Raw genomic sequence first — 17,828 nt, forward strand, 5'->3', positions numbered from 1 at the left:
TTTAAAGAAAACCCCTTATCCTTACTTTTTAAGTTCTATAAATATACATCAAAAATACTACATATGATAAAAAAACGATTATTTAAACACTTCAATTTATTAGTTATAACAAACTAATAAACAACAATAAAAAGCAATAAATCAAGGTTTTTAAACCTAAATTAAATATACTTCAAAAACACTACAATCAGTTTTTGTGCTAATTCAACTTATATATTTGATTAAAGATTTATTAATTTTCCCCTTGTTAATTCATCTATAATAAATTACCAAAAAGCAATTATAATATTACCTACTACATTGCATTTTTGGTAATTTTTTTATTTTTCACACAAACCTCACTTATTAATTTACACTACTATTTTTATTTTTTCTCTAGAGTAATTACCAACAAGCTTCAAAAAGAAAACAAAAAACTGATTTTCAAACACTTTAACTATTTCATTAAGTATAATTGTAGTATAAAAATATAACACATCAATACTACTACATAGCTGTAAAGCCTTGTTTTATCTAGTATATTTGTAAAGAATTTATTAATTGTTTCCCCTTTTTAGTAATTTCAATTATTAAGCTATCAAAACAATCATTCCCTTGAAAAATTAAAAAAATTTCATCCCTGTTTTTGATAGCTTTTTTATTTTTTACTATCACTTCTAAAACAATACAAGTTTTTAAACTTACAAAGAGTCGTCTTTTCAATATTTATAATTGAATAAAACTTCTATAATTAACTAACGCTGTAAACAGCTGTAAACAAAAAAAAACACCTTAAAAAGGTGCTTTTTTATTCAATAAAAGTTTTTTTAAATACTAATTTTCTTTAAACTAGGTGTTTTCTCAACAAAACCTTCTAAAACTTTAAAAAAGTTTAGTATATCTTCCTTCTCATTATTTGCATTAATCGTAACTAACCTAATGAAAGTATTTTCTTCAAAAGAACCAAAGCCAACAACAGTTACTTGATGTTCATACAATGCAGTACAAAGCTCAGTAGGATCAATATTTTTGTAATTAAAACAAATAGATATTGAATCATCAAAACTATATAATGTATAATCAGAATTATTTCTAATATAATCAAGAGCAACATTAGCTAGTTCAAATTGCTTATCTACAATATTTCTTAACCCTTTTCCTCCTACAGATTTCCATAATGTCCAAAATTTTAAAGCATCATTTCTTCTACCACATTGAAAGGACGTTTTACCTAAATTAAAATCATCGCCATCAGTTTGATACAAATAATCAGCATCATTACTAAATGAATCGTACAACTGCCTTTTATCATTTACTAAGATAATTGAACAAGTTAACGGTGTACCAAGCATTTTATGCGCATTGTAACTAAAAGAGTTTGATCTTTCTACTCCCTTTAAAAGATGTTTATATTTTTCGCTAAAAATTACACTTCCACAATAAGCACCATCTACATGAAGCCACATTTTATACTTTTCTGTAATATTAGCAATTTCATCAATTGGATCAAAAGCACCTAATACTGTTGTACCTGCCGTAGCATTAACATAGGTAGGTATAAATCCTTTATTTATATCTTTAATAATTTGCTCTTCTAACAATTCTGGAATCATTCTTCCTTTAGAATCAGCTTTAATATATCGAATATTATTTCTTCCTATTCCTGTAAAACTAACATTCTTTGAATTCGAATAATGAGACTCCTTTGATGTATAAACAGTTAATGGCTTAGACATTCCTTCTAATCTACATTTGGGATCTTTAGCATCACGTGCCATTACCAACGCCATATAATTGCTCATTGAACCTCCTGTTGGAAATGTACCATTACTTTTAGATCCATACCCTATTAAATCACAAGATTGTCTAATAATTTCTTGTTCAATACCAACTTGAGGACCTGCCACTTTGTATGTATACATACTATTATTAAGCATTACTGCTAATAAATCACCTAGAATTGCTTTACTTTGCCTTCCTCCAAAAAGTTGATTAAAAAACAATTTAGTTGCTGTTTTTGGAGTTGAAACAAGAATTTGACGTAATAACGTTTTAAATTCATCATCTATCATTCCTGAATCATTAAGAGATAAATCAATTGAATCGTATAATTTTTTTGCGTCAATTCTCTCAGCAACAGGACTACTTTCCTCTTCTTTAATAAGAGTTTCTACTAGCTCATTAAATAAAGTTAAATCATTATTTATATTAGACATTTTTACTCTTTTTAAATTTTATTATTAATTAAACTGTCGTATTATAAGTTAAAAATCTACTTATAAAAGTTTTTGTTTTTTCATCATAAGCTCTACATTCACGAATTGGCTTTGCATATAAATGAAGTGACATACTTCTTTGTTTAGAAACATTTTCCAAGCTATGAAATCCCATAAAATCTTTCATGTAAGTAACTTCATTAGGTTTAGAAACTGTTGATTTAATAGCATATAACTCTCCTTCTTCATTCTCTTTATATATAACCTCTCTAAATTCACCATCAATAACTTTCACCCAACACTCTTCACCTCCATGATCGTGTATTGGAGTAGCATGTCCTTCACACCAACAAATTAATATCAGTTCAAAATTTTCATTATTAATGATGCAATTTCTAGTATAACACTCGTTAGACCAGGAACTATATTTATCAAATGCGTTCGGTTTAAATTTTATGGATTGTATTATGTGACTAAAAGTCGTCCTCTCTCCCTCAGTGAGAGCAGTAATTAATTCATCTAATGATTGTGGTACTTTTGGAGTGTGTTCGCTAGAATTCAAATAGGTTTCTACTTTTGGGGTTCATTTAATTTACAAATTCAAGGTCATTCCTTAAATCCAACTAAATAATTTAATATGATTAATTCAATCATGCTAAGTTTAACAAATATAGCCAATTTTATGATTTTTATTAATTTTTTAGCTTAAAATATATAAAAAAACACCAATTCTGATCATTTTTTGAGTACTTTTCAAAACCTTTAAAATATTTTTAATAAACTCATAAGTTATTTATGCACATAAAAGTATACAACTAACCAAAAATTAAACCATTATGCAAGACCCAAATTTAACAATCAAGATAGCTGTATTAATAGTCTATGTTGGAATACTTTTTTTAATTGGAATATTTGCCTCAAAACGAATAAAAAGTATGAGTGACTATTATGTAGGTGGAAAAAACATGGGCTTTTGGGCTGTTGCTTTTTCTGCAAGAGCAACTGGTGAATCTGGTTGGTTACTCATTGGTTTAACTGGAATGGGTGCTATGGCAGGATATTCTGGATACTGGGTTGTTGTTGGTGAATTATTAGGCGTATTTGTTTCTTGGCAGTTTATGGCTAAACGTTTCAAGAAAAGATCAGATTCCTATGGAGCAATTACTATCCCTGATTATCTTCATAGTCATTTTAAATCAACAACTCAAACACTACGAATTTTAGCCGCATCAGTATTAGTAATTTTTATAGTTATATATGTTGCTTCTCAAATAGATGTTACAGGAGTTGCTTTTAGATCTATGCTAGGAATTGATTATAAAATAGGGGCTTTAATTGGATTTTTAATAGTACTTGCTTATATATTTATTGGGGGGTTTGTTGCCGCAGTTTGGTCAGATTTATTCCAAGGATTACTCATGTTCTTTGGTCTCGTTTTATTACCAATAGTAGTTTGGTTTTCTATGGATCACGGAACTGGAGTTACTAATAGTTTAAATGCTATAGACCCAACATTAACACAAATAATGGGAAGAAGTGAAGATGGATGGATGAATCTTTTTACAATTTTAGGGTTTTCTATGATTGGTTTAGGTTTTCTTGGTTCCCCTCAGGTTTACGTCCGATTTATGTCTATAAAAAACAAAAAAGAAATAGATAAAGGTAAATGGATTGCTGTTATATTTACATTGTTAACTGATGCAGCGGCAGTAACTATAGGAATTCTTGCTCGTATTTATTTTACAAAGGAAGGACAAGATCCTGAAGCCATTCTAGGAAATAACGGTGAAGATGTATTAAGCATGATTACTGAAAGCTTTTTACCCACAATACTGGTTGCTGTTTTTATCGCAATCGTTTTATCTGCAATAATGTCTACTATCGATTCGCTTTTAATTTTAGCATCAAGTGCTATTACAAGAGATTTTTATCAAAAAATATTTCGTCCAGATATAAAAGATGAAAATCTTACAAAAATATCAAGAACTTCAACTATTATAATGGCATTTACAGCATTAATAATTGCTATTATAATGAATTACCTATCGCCTGACAGACAAATATTCTGGGTAATCATTTTCGGTTGGTCTGGTATAGCAGCTACTTTTTGCCCAGTTATTATTCTCTCTCTTTTTTGGAAAGGTTATTCAGAAAAAGGGGCTATTGCTTCCATGGTATCAGGCTTTATAGCTGTAATACTATTTAATTTTGTTTTTAAAGAATTAGAAAATATAGGTGAGTACTTTGTTGCTCTTGACGTACTTGCTCCTTCTTTTCTAGTTTCAATGATTATTGGTATTATTGTATCAAAAATATTTCCTCCAAGAGCAGAAGCTATTAAAATGATTGATGAAATTGATTCAAAACCTGAAAAATAACACCTTATACTTTATCATATAAAAGCATAAAAAAAGCTCAAGTTAATAACTTGAGCTTTTTTAAACTATTTAAAAACCAAATTATGGTCTATATGTTATTTTACGCATACGTAAGCTCTCAGGAGTAACCTCTAAATATTCATCTCCCTTAATATACTCCATACATTCTTCTAAAGAGAAATCAATTTTTGGAGCAATTTTAACACTATCGTCAGTTCCAGAAGAACGTACGTTTGTTAATTTTTTCCCTTTAATTAAATTCACTCCCATATCATCAGACTTAGCATTCTCTCCTACTACCTGACCAATATATATTTCTTGGTTAGGATCAATAAAAAATCTACCTCTATCTTGTAATCTATCAATTGCATATGCAGTTGCTTTACCTGCTGCAGAAGAAACTATCGCTCCTTTTATATCTTCAGTAAAATCACCTTTAAAAGGTCCATACTCACTAAATCTATGGTTAATAATAGCCTGACCAGCAGTAGCAGTTAATATTTTATTACGTAAACCTATTAATCCTCTTGAAGGAATAGTAAATTCTAAGTGTTGTAAATCTCCTTTAGGCTCCATTACTAATAAATCACCTTTTCTAAGAGATACTAAATTAATAGCTTTAGATGCAACATCTTCAGGAACATCAATAGATAATGTTTCATAAGGCTCACATTTAACACCATCAATTTCTTTTAAAATTACTTGAGGACGACCTACTTGTAATTCATACCCTTCACGACGCATTGTTTCTATCAATACAGATAAATGTAGTACTCCACGACCAAAAACATTAAATTTGTCTTCAGAATCAGTAGTATCAACACGTAATGCTAAGTTTTTTTCCATTTCTTTAAATAAACGATCACGTAAGTGACGAGAAGTAACAAATTTTCCTTCTTTACCAAAGAATGGTGAATTATTAATAGTAAACAACATACTCATTGTAGGTTGATCTACTTCAATTCTAGGTAATGCTTCTGGCGCTTCAATATCAGCAATAGTATCACCAATTTCAAAATCATCAATACCTGTTACAGCACAAATATCTCCACTACGTACTTTATCTGTTTCAACCTTACCCATTCCTTCAAAAACGTGTAATTCTTTAATACGTACTTTTTTATTTGTACCATCAGCCTTACAAAGCATATAATCTTTGTTCTTTTCTAAATCTCCTCTAAATACACGTCCAATAGCAATTCTCCCTTTAAAAGAAGAATAATCTAATGAAGTAATTTGCATTTGTGGACTTCCTTCACGGTAAGGAGCTTCAGGAATTGTTTCAATTACCGCATCTAATAAATCGATAATATCTGTTTTTTCATCTTTCCAGTCTGTACTCATCCATCCATTTTTAGCTGAACCGTAAATTGTTTTAAAGTCTAATTGATCTTCTGTTGCTTCTAAAGCAAACATTAAATCAAATACTTTTTCATGTACTAAATCTGGTGTACAGTTTTCTTTATCTACTTTATTTACAACAACGATAGGTGTTAATCCTAACTCTATTGCTTTTCCTAATACAAAGCGAGTTTGAGGCATAGGACCTTCAAAAGCATCAACCAATAATAAAACACCATCGGCCATTTTTAATACACGCTCTACTTCTCCTCCAAAATCGGCATGCCCAGGTGTGTCAATTACATTGATTTTTACATCTTTATAATTTACAGATACATTTTTAGATAAAATAGTAATACCACGTTCACGCTCTAAATCATTATTATCTAATAATAAGTCAGTACGTTCTTTACGGTCATCTAAAATTTTAGCTTGATCTATAATTTTATCAACCAAGGTAGTTTTTCCGTGGTCAACGTGTGCTATAATAGCGATGTTTCTAATTGATTGCATTTTGCTACGTTAAATTTGGCGCAAAAGTAGTGTATTATTATTAAAAAAATATGAATTTTGAAATACGAATTTTAAAAATGTGCCCGAAAGGTTAATTAACTAGCTATTAAATCAATATATTTTTCTATTTGCTATTAATTTATTCTTCCTTTTTTTCTGTTGAATCATCATCTTCTCTAAAGGCACTTGGAAGAATATCTGGTATAAGTTTTATTAATAAAGGTAGCAATAAGGCTCCTCCTGGCAACATAAAAATTGTAAACGCAGGAACAGCCTTACAAATGTCTAACATTTGTTCTTTTACCTTATTTCTTTCTTCACTTGTTAAAGAAGTAGTTATTGACTTTTTTATTAAAGAAACCAACTCTTTGCTTTCTTTAAGTTCTTTAGCTAATCTTTTTTTATTTTTTTGAATAGCTTCTTTTATTTCGTCAACAGTATTCATTAAAGTTTACGACGTGCTTTTTCTGTTTTTAATAAATTTAATTCTCTTGAGGTTTGCCCTGCTACTGAGGTATTTTCTTCTGCTCTACGAATTAGGTACGGCATCACATCTCTTACAGGTCCAAACGGAACATACTTAGCTACATTATAACCTTCTTCTGCTAAATTAAAACTAATATGATCACTCATACCATATAATTGACCAAACCACATACGTTTATCACTTACAGCTATATTATGTTTTTTTGCTAACTCCATTAGTAAAAAAGAACTTTCCTCATTATGTGTTCCTGCAAAAATAGCCATGTTTTTATGCTCCATCATATAACGAACTGCTTCATCATAATTGGTGTCTGTTGCTTGTTTGTTTACACAAATTGGAGACTCATATTCTTTTTCTTCAGCTCTAGCTCTTTCTTTTTCCATGTAAGCTCCTCTTACCACTTTCATTCCAATGTGATAACCTTTTTGGTGTGCTCTTTGGTGTAAATTACGTAAATACTCCATTCTATCATGACGATACATTTGTAATGTATTAAACACAATAGCTTTTTCTTTATTGTAAATTTCCATTAATTCTTCTATCAAATCATCTGCGGCATCTTGCATCCAACTTTCTTCAGCATCAATTAATAAAGGAACATCTTTTTTAACTGCGGCTTTACATACAGTATGAAAACGATTTACAACTCTATCCCATTCGCTTTTTTCATTAGTTGTTAACTCTTTTCCTTCCGTTAATTTTTGGTACAAAGCAAAACGTCCAAAACCTGTAGGCTTAAATACAGCAAATGGAATTGATTGTTTTTCTTCAGAAAACTGAATTATCTTTAAAATTTTATTTAAAGCTTCGTCAAAACTAGCTTCTTCAGCTTTACCTTCAACTGAATAATCTAAAACACTAGATACTCCACCTTTATTGTACATTTCTTCTATTGTTGGAATACAGTCTTCTTCTGTTACTCCTCCACAAAAATGATCAAATACTGTTGACCTAATTAATCCTTCTACTGGTAAATGTGCTTTTAAAGCAAAGTTTGTTACTGCTGTACCGATACGAACCATTGGTTGATTTTGTATCATTCTAAATAAAAAATACGCTCTTTCTAACTCTGAGTCAGATTTTAGTTTAAATGCTGTTTGTGTGTTGTCAAATAGTTTCATCAACTAAGTACTATTATTGTTTAATTTGAAAAACAAATATAACCGACTAGTATGACATATATCAATTTTTTCTATTTAATTTGCACCTTTATAAAATAATAGAAAATGACATCAATTCAGGCAGTAACATATCCTATCCATTTTGAAGAAAAAGCATACGATGAATTGGCTAAAATAATAGCTACTAAAAATTACTCGTCTATTTTTATTTTAGTAGATGATAACACACTAGAATATTGTTATCCTCGATTTATGCAATTATTGAATACCAATAAACCTATAGAAGTTATCCAAATAACTCCTGGAGAAGTTTATAAAAATATTGAAACTTGTGTTGGTGTATGGAATGCTATGACTGAATTAGGTGCTGATAGACGTAGTTTATTAATTACCTTAGGTGGTGGTGTTATTACTGATTTAGGTGGTTTTGTTGCTTCTACTTTTAAACGTGGTATTGATTTTATAAACATCCCTACAACTTTACTAAGTATGGTTGATGCTTCTGTTGGAGGTAAAACAGGAGTAGATTTAGGTGTTTTAAAGAATCAGATTGGAGTTTTTGCTAATCCAGAAATGATTGTAATTGACCCTGAATACTTACATACTGTAACTCCAAGAGAAATTAGATCAGGTACTGCTGAAATTATTAAATATGGAATGACTCATGATATTAATTTATTCAACCAAATTAAAGATAATCCTGAGCTAAATATTGTAGACTTAATTCATCGTTCTATTGAAATAAAAAATGAAGTAGTTTTAGAAGATCCTAAAGAAAAGAGTGTTCGAAAAGTCTTAAACTGGGGTCATACAATTGGTCATGGTATTGAGTCTTATTTTTTAGAAAGCGATGCAAAAGAAAACTTAACTCATGGTGAAGCTATTGCCATAGGTATGGTTTGTGAAGCGTATATTTCTCATAAACTTTTAGGCTTTCCGAAAGAGAAACTTACGGATATTAAAAAAGCTATTATTGCCATATACGGTAAAACTAATTTATTAGAAGATGATTTTATTCCTATTTTTGATTTAATGAAGCACGATAAAAAGAATGTTGGTGGTGAAATTAACTTTGTTTTATTAAACGATTACCAAAATTTTAAAATTGATTGTAAAGTTCAAAATCAACTAATTAAAGATAGCCTTGAGTTTTATAACTTATAAAAACAAATAAAATTTCTTTACTGAATCAGTTCTTCAAAACCTCTGATTATAATAATCTTATTAAAAAAACTTATACTAACCGTATAAGTTTTTTTTCTATGCTTTAAGTTTATTTTCTTAATCAAATCCTAAACAATATTTCATAAGTGAATAGAAAACTAAAGAAATATAGTTTTCTATTCCAAAAAACTCACATTATCTTAAAGTTAACTTCATACTACTCAAATACTATCCAAATAACATATCATATTACCATAAGTTATTTTTGATTGTTTTTTTTCATTAATATCGTCAAATAATTAACATATTCATAAGTTTTAATAAAATTAATTGAGAGTATGATAATTGTGATTTTACCATATAATAACACCCTGAAATATGAAAAAACCAATTACTTTATTTTTATTTTTATGCTTTACACTTTCCTCTCTAGCTCAAGAGATAGGTTGTGGTACTTCAAGAGCAATGAATAAATACTACAAAGAGAACCCTAAAGAATACGCAGAGTTCCTAAAATTCAATGATTACACAAAAAAGCGAAGTGCTAACAAATTAAAAACCTCAGCAAAAGGTATTTCTGGAAACATTATTATTCCTGTTGTCTTTCACATTTACGGAAGAGAACAAAACGGAGCAACAGTTACGGATGAAAAAATTCTAAATTCTCTACAAATGGTTAACGATGATTTTCATGGATTAAATCCAGATTTCCATACAGTTGATCCATTATTTAAAGATAGACGATCTACAACAAATATTACTTTTAAACTAGCTACTATTGATCCAAATGGCAACCCAACTTCAGGAATTGTAGATCATCCTGTAGCTGGAGGCCAAGGAAATTATGACAGCCCTATCGTTGCTGCTGATGCTTGGGACAACTATAAATATATGAATGTATATATAACTGCCGACATTCATGATGATGGTGTAACAACTAATAGCGGTATTGCTTGGTACCCTAACAAAACACATTCTGACGCCAAGCGTGCTCGTGTAACTTATAACGGTCGTTACTTAAAAGGAAATACTGATGATGAATTTGCTTCTATATTAACCCATGAATTTGGACATTGGTTAAACCTATTACATACTTTTGAAGGTGGATGTTCTAGTATAAACCAAGACTATGTAGAAGACACTCCACAAGAAGACGTAGCTTCAGCTGATGATTTTTGTTTAGCAGGAGCTACTGATTGTGGTGATTCATTAATTAACTATGAAAATTACATGGGGTATGATTCTACAGGTGGATGTGCAAAAATGTTTACAAAAGGACAAACAGATAGGATGTATGCTGCTTTAAATCATGAAGCTAGATTTCCTTTATGGCAAAATGCTAATCTAGTTGCCACTGGTACTGGTGGTAGTCTTGCTGTAACTACTAGAATGCATGATGGGTCAAAATGGAAAGAAAATGCATCTTGGATTGAAGTATGTCCTGGCACTAATGTTAAAATAGGAATACAAAATGTAGGATTAAATAATGTAGAAATTTTAAAACCAAATGGAGAAATAGATACCACTCCTGACGCTAGCACCTATTGGAACATTAATAATGTTCAAGAAAGTGATGCTGGAACTTACCTAATTAAATATACAGATGCTAACGGAAATTTTGGTTTTGGTACAGTTAGACTTTATGTTGGATTTAAAGTTAGACCATGGGTACAATACGATAATACTACTACAAACTGGTTCAACTTAAATAAACTTAAAGCTTGTCCTGGCTCTAATATTAGCATAGGTATGCAAGCTAATAGACCAGGAACCTCAACCTTAAGACTACCAAACGGTAATTTACACACAGTTGCTGCTGACAATGGGGTTTGGAAATTTAATAACATCACTACTCAAGATGCAGGTGTATATACCATATTATATGACATGGGAGGCTGTACATATTCTACTCAAGTAGAATTAATAACCGAGAACAATATTACTCCTTGGGTAGCTTTAAACGGAAAATGGGTACAACGATCTTTTGTTGAAGCATGTGTTGGTGAAAAGGTTCATTTAGGAATAAAAAATATTGGTTTAGAAAATGTTACTATTACTGGACCTAATAATTTTTCTGATAACACTCCTGATGTTGGAACTGGATTTGAATTCACAAGTATTACTGATCAAAACTATGGAACATATACTATTACATGGAATGACCCTGCTTCTTGTTCTGGATCAGTAGAACTTGAAATAAGACCGAGAAGAGAAGCTTTAGATGGTTGGGTAAAAGACAATGCTAACAAATGGACAAAAAGTAGAACTTTATTTGCATGTGAAGGAGATAATATTGCCTTAGGTACTAACACAAAATATGGTGTTGAAAATATGAAAATCACATACCCTGATGGTACTGTTGATACAACACCAGATTCAGCTACTGCCTGGGATATTAATAATATTCAAAAATCACACGAAGGAGTATACAAGTTAGAATTTAATAACGGACAATGTTATTCTTCAACAACAATTACTCTTAAAGTTGGCATTGAAGATTTAACCAATAAAATAGAACATAAAATTAATAGTGCTAACTTTACTAGTACTACAAATAATCAAGTTACTATAAAAACAGGTGATGAAATTAGCTTAAGATTACCTAGTACTTCTTTTAACGGAACAATTAATTGGACAGGCCCTAATAATTTCAGTTCGAAATTAAGTACTGCAAAAATTACAGAAAATGCAGATTCAAACCTTCATGCTGGAATTTATACTGCTACAGTTACTAATACTACTACTTGTAATGCAAATGCTGTACAAACTATTACTTTTGAAGTTAAATTTGACGGAGTTATTACTACTCCTGACCCAATTGATGCAGGAACAGTTTCTACTACTGACGATAAAACGCAAATAACAACTACAACTGGAGATGGCATTGCTGATGTTATCGCTTTCAAAAATACAAGCACCTCTAATACTAATTATTCTTATTTAATTACTGATGAAGTTGGTAAAATTTTAACTTTTGAAACATCTTCACATGATTTTGAAGGAGCAACAATAGGAATATGTAAAGTGTATGGAATTACTTTTGAAGGAAATTTACAGGTTACCAATAAAAACATTTCAGATATTGGATTAGCAACTGGTGATTTTGATGTATCTAATAATTTCATTACCGTTACAAGAATAGAAGATATACCTGCAGACACAGAGGCTCCTTCTACTCCTAGTAACCTTACTGCTTCTAACATTACACAAACCTCTTTAACTTTAAACTGGTTGGCGTCTACAGACAATGTAGCAGTTACCGGATATGATATATATCAAGGAGGAATAAAAATAGCATCTATTACAACTACAACATATAATGTAATTAATTTAACAGCTAATACATTATATTCTTTTTCTATAAAAGCAAAAGATGCAAAAGCAAATGAATCAGTAGCTAGTACTATTTTAAATATCACTACTAAAGAAGATACTTCTGGAGGATTAACCTATTGTGAATCTGCTGGAACAAGAGTTCAATACGAATGGATTGCTGAAGTAACAATTGGAACATTCTCTAATACTTCTGTTGCTGCAACCTACACAGATTTAACATCTAAAACTATACCTTTAAACATAGGCACAGCTACTAGTACCACACTAACGCCTGGATATCCAGGAACCCCAACCAATGAATATTTCAAAGTGTGGATTGATTACAATCAAAATGGAACTTTTGACACCAATGAAGTTGCTTTTGATTCAGGAACTGCAAAAAAGAATGCACAAACTGGAACTATTACTGTCCCTTCTAGTGCAAAATTAGGAGTAACTAGAATGAGAGTGTCTATGAAATATAATGGCGCACCTGCTAGTTCATGTGGAAATATCGGTGACGGATCTGTTCAAGATTTTAATGTAGATATTACTAATGACGGATATGTTGTTACCGCTCCAGTTGCAGAGTTTATTGCAAATTCAACATCAGTAGACAAAGGAGCTTCTATTTCATTTACTGATCAATCAACAAACTCACCTACTTCATGGTCATGGTCTTTTACTGGTGGAACCCCATCAAGTTCTTCAGTTCAAAATCCTTCAATTACGTATAATACACCTGGTGTATACCAAGTAACTTTAACAGCTACTAATACAGCTGGAAGCGATTCTGAATCAAAAACTGGATACATAACTGTTAAAGAACCTGATACTACCCCAATTACCTATTGTGCTTCTTCAGGTACAAGAGTAACTTACGAATGGATCGAAGGAGTTCAAGTAGGTGCATTTAGTAAAACATCTACCGCTGCAACTTATATTGATTTAACAAGTAATACGATACCATTATCTATAGGTGTTGCAACCTCAACAACCTTAACACCTGGATACCCAGGAAACCCTACTCCTGAATATTTTAAAGTTTGGATTGATTACAATCAAAATGGTGAATTTGACACTAATGAGGTAGCTTTTGATTCTGGTACTGCCAAAAACAATGCTCAAACAGGCACTATTACCGTTCCTTCATCGGCTAAATTAGGTGAAACTAGAATGAGAGTTTCTATGAAATATAATGGCGCACCTGCTAGTTCTTGTGGAAACATTGGTGACGGATCAGTTCAAGATTTTACCGTAAATATAACCAATGATGGAACTGGTACAGACACTCAAGCTCCTTCTGCACCTAGTAATGTAGTAGCTTCAAATATAACTCAATCATCGTTAACTTTAACCTGGGCTGCTTCAACCGATAACGTAGCTGTTACTGAATATGAAGTGTATCAAGATGGTAACAATGTAGCAACAACAAATACTACATCATTTGAAGTTACATCTTTAACTGCTGCTACCGCTTATAATTTTTCTATAAAAGCGAAAGATGCAGCTGGAAACGAAGCTACTAGTAATACAATAAACATAACTACTGAAGAAACATCAACTCCTCCTAATGATGGAACTGTTGTATACGTAGATATGGCAGACGTTACAGTAAATTCTAGTAATAGCTGGGCTCCTTTCCAAATTGAAAAAGGAGATCAAAGATATTTTGGCCCTTGGTTTTCTTCAAATGCTATTAATCTAGTAAACTATAATAAAGAAGTAATTTGTGAAGGAAATACCAATAATGCTTCAATTCTTTCAGAAGGAACAATTGTTGGAGTATCAAGTACTTTTAAATCACAAGCTAACTCATTTATTGTAGCTTCTTCTTCTTATACCAATTGGAATGGAAAATCTGGATACATAGGTTTCAACTTTAAAATTAGCGGAAACACACATTATGGATGGCTATATGCAACGGTTTCGAATGATGGTAAGTCTATTACTTTTAAAGACTACGCTTACAATAGCGAAGCTGGTAAAGGTTTAACTACTAAGCGACCAACTGTTAGTAAAGCTAATAAAGTTAAAACACCTTTTAGTCCAATAACATCATATCCAAATCCTTTTGAAGAAAATATAACTATAAACGTTTCATCAATTGGTGATAATGACTTTACATTAAGCGTTTATACTATTTTAGGAAAAGAGTTAATACATAAAAATTATCAAAACAACCCTAAGCAAATAGTATTAGGAGATCAAATTAAAGCTTCTGGAACTTATTTTATTAGAGTTCAAACAAGCAAAAAAACAGAAACTTTAGTTGTTATAAAGAAATAGTTTATTTCAATTCTCCCCCGAAAACCTCCTAATTTAAAAATTAGGAGGTTTTTATTTTAAAAATAAATTATTAGTTAACCCCCTCTAATTAACCTATAGAAAAAAACTTAGCTTATAAGGTTAAGTTTATTCTTGTTATTTCTTCTTGAAGTTCTTTAGGTATTTCGCAAGTATTCTTTAATTGATAATCTACAATTGTACCGTTTTTATTGTACGTTATTGTTACACACTCTTCAATCAACTCTTTAAGTTTTACTCTAGCTCTTTGTATTCTTGATTTGATTGCTGGCAATGATACATTTAATTCATCAGCAATTACTTTTTGTGATTTTTTTTCAATATCACTCTTATACAAAGGAATTCCATACTTTCTAGGTAAGTAATTTTGAATGACAAAACTTGACAAGTCACAAACGCAAGTTCCTTCTTCGTTTATTTCAGAATAGGTACTTTCTCTATTCTTTTTAGTTTTTTCTTTTCTATAATAATCAATTATCAAGTTCCTTGCTACCTGAAAAAGCCACGATTTATAATTATTTATCTTTTCTTTTTTATTTAATACTGCATACAATTTAAGTCCTATTTCTTGCAAAATATCTTCTGCATGAATCTTATCTTCAATTTTTGACTTTACAAAATTTAATAAGTGACTATTATATGTATTCCAAATTGTATTAAATTCCATTTGAAAATTTCTTTTTTTAAACTCCTATATAACACTTTTTATAAATGCTTTCATATTGTGGTAATACATGCTCTAATGAAAACAATTCAATGTGCTTCTTTGCATTTATTTTAAATTCATTTAATACATCATCTTCTTTTAAAACATAAATTGCATTTTTAGCCATATCAGCAACATCACCTACATTACTTAAAAAACCAGTTTTATTATGAATATTAACTTCTGGAAGTCCACCAGAATTGGTTGACACCACAACAGTACTTGCTGCCATTGCTTCTAAAGCTGCCAATCCAAAACTTTCAGTTTCTGAAGGTAGTAAAAACACATCTGAATAACACAAAATTTTGGCTACTTCATTGCTATTCCCTAAAAAAAGTACTTTATCTTGGAGTCCTAATTCATTTACTAAATTTTCAGCTTTTATACGTTCAGGACCATCTCCAACCATTAATAACTTAGAAGGAATTTCTTTTTGTACTTTATTAAAAATTTTAATAACATCATCTGTACGCTTTACTGGTCTAAAATTACTAATATGAGTTAAAATACGCTCATTTTCATTCGCTAAAGCACTTCTTTGACATTCTGTTTGATGAGCTTTATCGTATTTTTCTCCATCAATAAAATTATAAACAACCTTTATATCTTTATCTATATTAAATAGTCGTAGTGTATCATCTTTTAAACTCTGAGAAACTGTTGTTACTTCATCAGATTTATTAATACTAAACTCAACAGCTGTTTTATAAGTAGGATGACTTCCTACTAAAGTGATATCTGTACCATGTAATGTTGTTACTACTTTAACATTTATACCTTTATCTAACAACATTTTTTTAGCCATATAAGCAGCATATGCATGTGGTATAGCATAGTGTACATGCAATACTTCTAATTGATTTTTTTCTACTACTTCAACCATTTTACTTGATAAAGCTAATTCATAAGGTTGGTATTGAAATAATGGATATTCTTCTAACATTACTTCATGAAAATGCAATCTATGTGAAAAAAAATCTAAGCGAACGGGTTGATTGTATGTTATAAAATGTACTTCATGGCCTTTATCAGCAAGTGCCATTCCTAACTCAGTTGCTACTACTCCACTACCACCAAAAGTTGGATAACACACAATTCCTATCTTCATATTATATCGCTATTAATTTTAAATATGGTTTATGACGTAAATTTACGTTATTGCTTACTTATTTCTGCAAAGATTTTCACAAAAAAAACGTCATTACTAACTCAGTAATGACGTTTCTATATAATGTTATATTATTTATTCTTAGTAGTCTCCTAAAGTTTCAGGATTTTGTGCTAATGAAGCCTCTAACTGCTCGTCATTAGGTGCTTTACCATGCCATGCATGTGTATTCATCATAAAATCAATACCATTCCCCATTTCTGTATATAATAACACACAAACTGGTTTTCCTTTACCTGTTCTTGATTTTGCATCTGCCATTCCACTTAAAATAGCTTCTACATTATTTCCTTCTTTAACCTCAAGTACATCCCAACCAAAAGCTTCGAACTTAGCTTTCAAACTTCCCATTGCTAATACTTGGTCAGTTGTTCCGTCAATTTGCTTTTCATTTACATCAACTGTAGAAATTAAATTATCTACCTTTTTAGCTGATGCATACATTGCAGCTTCCCAAATTTGACCTTCTTGTAATTCACCATCACCATGTAATGTGTATATAATTTTATCATCTCCGTTTAACTTTTTAGCTTGAGCTGCTCCAATAGCAACACTCATTCCTTGTCCTAATGATCCTGAAGCAATACGGATACCTGGTAAATGATCATGAGTTGTAGGATGCCCTTGTAAACGTGTATCTAATTTTCTAAATGTTGCTAACTCAGCAACAGGAAAAAAACCACTACGTGCTAACACACTATAGTAAACAGGTGATATGTGTCCGTTTGACAAAAAGAATAAATCTTCATTTTCACCATCCATTTTAAAATCAGTAGAATAATCCATGATTTCTTGATACAAACAAGTAAAGAATTCAGCACATCCTAATGAACCACCTGGATGCCCAGAACTAACCGCATGAACCATGCGAACTATATCTCTTCTAACTTGTTGTGTAAAATCTTGAAGTTGTTGTGTTGTTGGCATTATCGTTTTGTTTTATGCTGACAAAAGTAATTGTTTAAAAAAGAATTGCCAATTACTTTTTTTATTTATTAATAAGAAAAAAGGGTTCATGAGTAAATTTTCTTTTTCGTGTAATTTTCCCCGTGTAATTATATAATGATTTGAACCCTTTAGTTTACGTACTTCAAAGAACCTAATTCTAAGAGTATCTGACAAAACATTGCAGT

General features: G+C 30.7%; 11 protein-coding genes. 3 read left to right on the top strand and 8 right to left on the bottom strand.

Annotated elements, in window-relative coordinates; genetic code table 11:
- Positions 1–806: 806 nt before the first annotated feature.
- Positions 807–2,195, bottom strand: coding sequence for a pyridoxal phosphate-dependent decarboxylase family protein (locus DS884_RS04745; RefSeq protein WP_113785974.1), 1,389 nt, complete (start codon positions 2,193–2,195; stop codon positions 807–809).
- 28 nt (positions 2,196–2,223) lie between these two features.
- Entirely contained in the window at positions 2,224–2,757 is a 534-nt protein-coding gene (locus DS884_RS04750; protein WP_113785975.1) for a cysteine dioxygenase, read from the bottom strand.
- A gap of 274 nt (positions 2,758–3,031) precedes the next feature.
- On the opposite strand from DS884_RS04750, the gene DS884_RS04755 reads away from it, so the two are divergent.
- On the top strand, positions 3,032–4,573 hold the full coding sequence (locus DS884_RS04755; RefSeq protein ID WP_113785976.1) for a sodium/proline symporter: 1,542 nt from the start codon (positions 3,032–3,034) through the stop codon (positions 4,571–4,573).
- Positions 4,574–4,654: 81 nt separating this feature from the next.
- Here DS884_RS04755 and typA read toward each other — a convergent pair whose 3' ends face one another.
- From typA to DS884_RS04770, 3 genes are all read right to left on the bottom strand, one after another.
- Positions 4,655–6,427: a translational GTPase TypA gene (gene typA / locus DS884_RS04760; protein WP_093870795.1), complete on the bottom strand. Its 1,773-nt coding sequence runs from the start codon at positions 6,425–6,427 to the stop codon at positions 4,655–4,657.
- 139 nt (positions 6,428–6,566) lie between these two features.
- Entirely contained in the window at positions 6,567–6,872 is a 306-nt protein-coding gene (locus tag DS884_RS04765) for an LETM1 domain-containing protein (RefSeq protein ID WP_113785977.1), read from the bottom strand.
- The gene (locus DS884_RS04770; RefSeq protein WP_093870793.1) at positions 6,872–8,035 is read right to left on the bottom strand and encodes a proline dehydrogenase family protein; all 1,164 of its coding nucleotides are present in this window, start codon (positions 8,033–8,035) and stop codon (positions 6,872–6,874) included. Before DS884_RS04770 ends, DS884_RS04765 begins: the two co-directional genes overlap by 1 nt.
- A gap of 105 nt (positions 8,036–8,140) precedes the next feature.
- On the opposite strand from DS884_RS04770, the gene aroB reads away from it, so the two are divergent.
- Positions 8,141–9,199 carry a 3-dehydroquinate synthase gene (aroB, locus tag DS884_RS04775; protein WP_113785978.1) on the top strand — a complete coding sequence of 353 codons (1,059 nt, stop codon included), beginning with the start codon at positions 8,141–8,143 and terminating at the stop codon, positions 9,197–9,199.
- Positions 9,200–9,577: 378 nt separating this feature from the next.
- Positions 9,578–14,803: a M43 family zinc metalloprotease gene (locus tag DS884_RS04780; RefSeq protein WP_113785979.1), complete on the top strand. Its 5,226-nt coding sequence runs from the start codon at positions 9,578–9,580 to the stop codon at positions 14,801–14,803.
- A gap of 112 nt (positions 14,804–14,915) precedes the next feature.
- On the opposite strand, the gene DS884_RS04785 is transcribed toward DS884_RS04780, so the two are convergent.
- The 3 genes from DS884_RS04785 to DS884_RS04795 all read right to left on the bottom strand — a co-directional run bounded on the left by DS884_RS04785 (position 14,916) and on the right by DS884_RS04795 (position 17,622).
- On the bottom strand, positions 14,916–15,488 hold the full coding sequence (locus DS884_RS04785; RefSeq protein WP_113785980.1) for a sigma-70 family RNA polymerase sigma factor: 573 nt from the start codon (positions 15,486–15,488) through the stop codon (positions 14,916–14,918).
- Between the two features lie 16 nt (positions 15,489–15,504).
- Positions 15,505–16,635 carry an N-acetyl-alpha-D-glucosaminyl L-malate synthase BshA gene (bshA, locus tag DS884_RS04790; protein ID WP_113785981.1) on the bottom strand — a complete coding sequence of 377 codons (1,131 nt, stop codon included), beginning with the start codon at positions 16,633–16,635 and terminating at the stop codon, positions 15,505–15,507.
- A 141-nt stretch (positions 16,636–16,776) separates the two neighbouring features.
- Positions 16,777–17,622: a transketolase gene (locus tag DS884_RS04795; RefSeq protein WP_113785982.1), complete on the bottom strand. Its 846-nt coding sequence runs from the start codon at positions 17,620–17,622 to the stop codon at positions 16,777–16,779.
- Positions 17,623–17,828: the final 206 nt, after the last annotated feature.

This window comes from Tenacibaculum sp. E3R01 (genome assembly GCF_003318185.1).
Lineage (GTDB): Bacteria > Bacteroidota > Bacteroidia > Flavobacteriales > Flavobacteriaceae > Polaribacter > Polaribacter halocynthiae.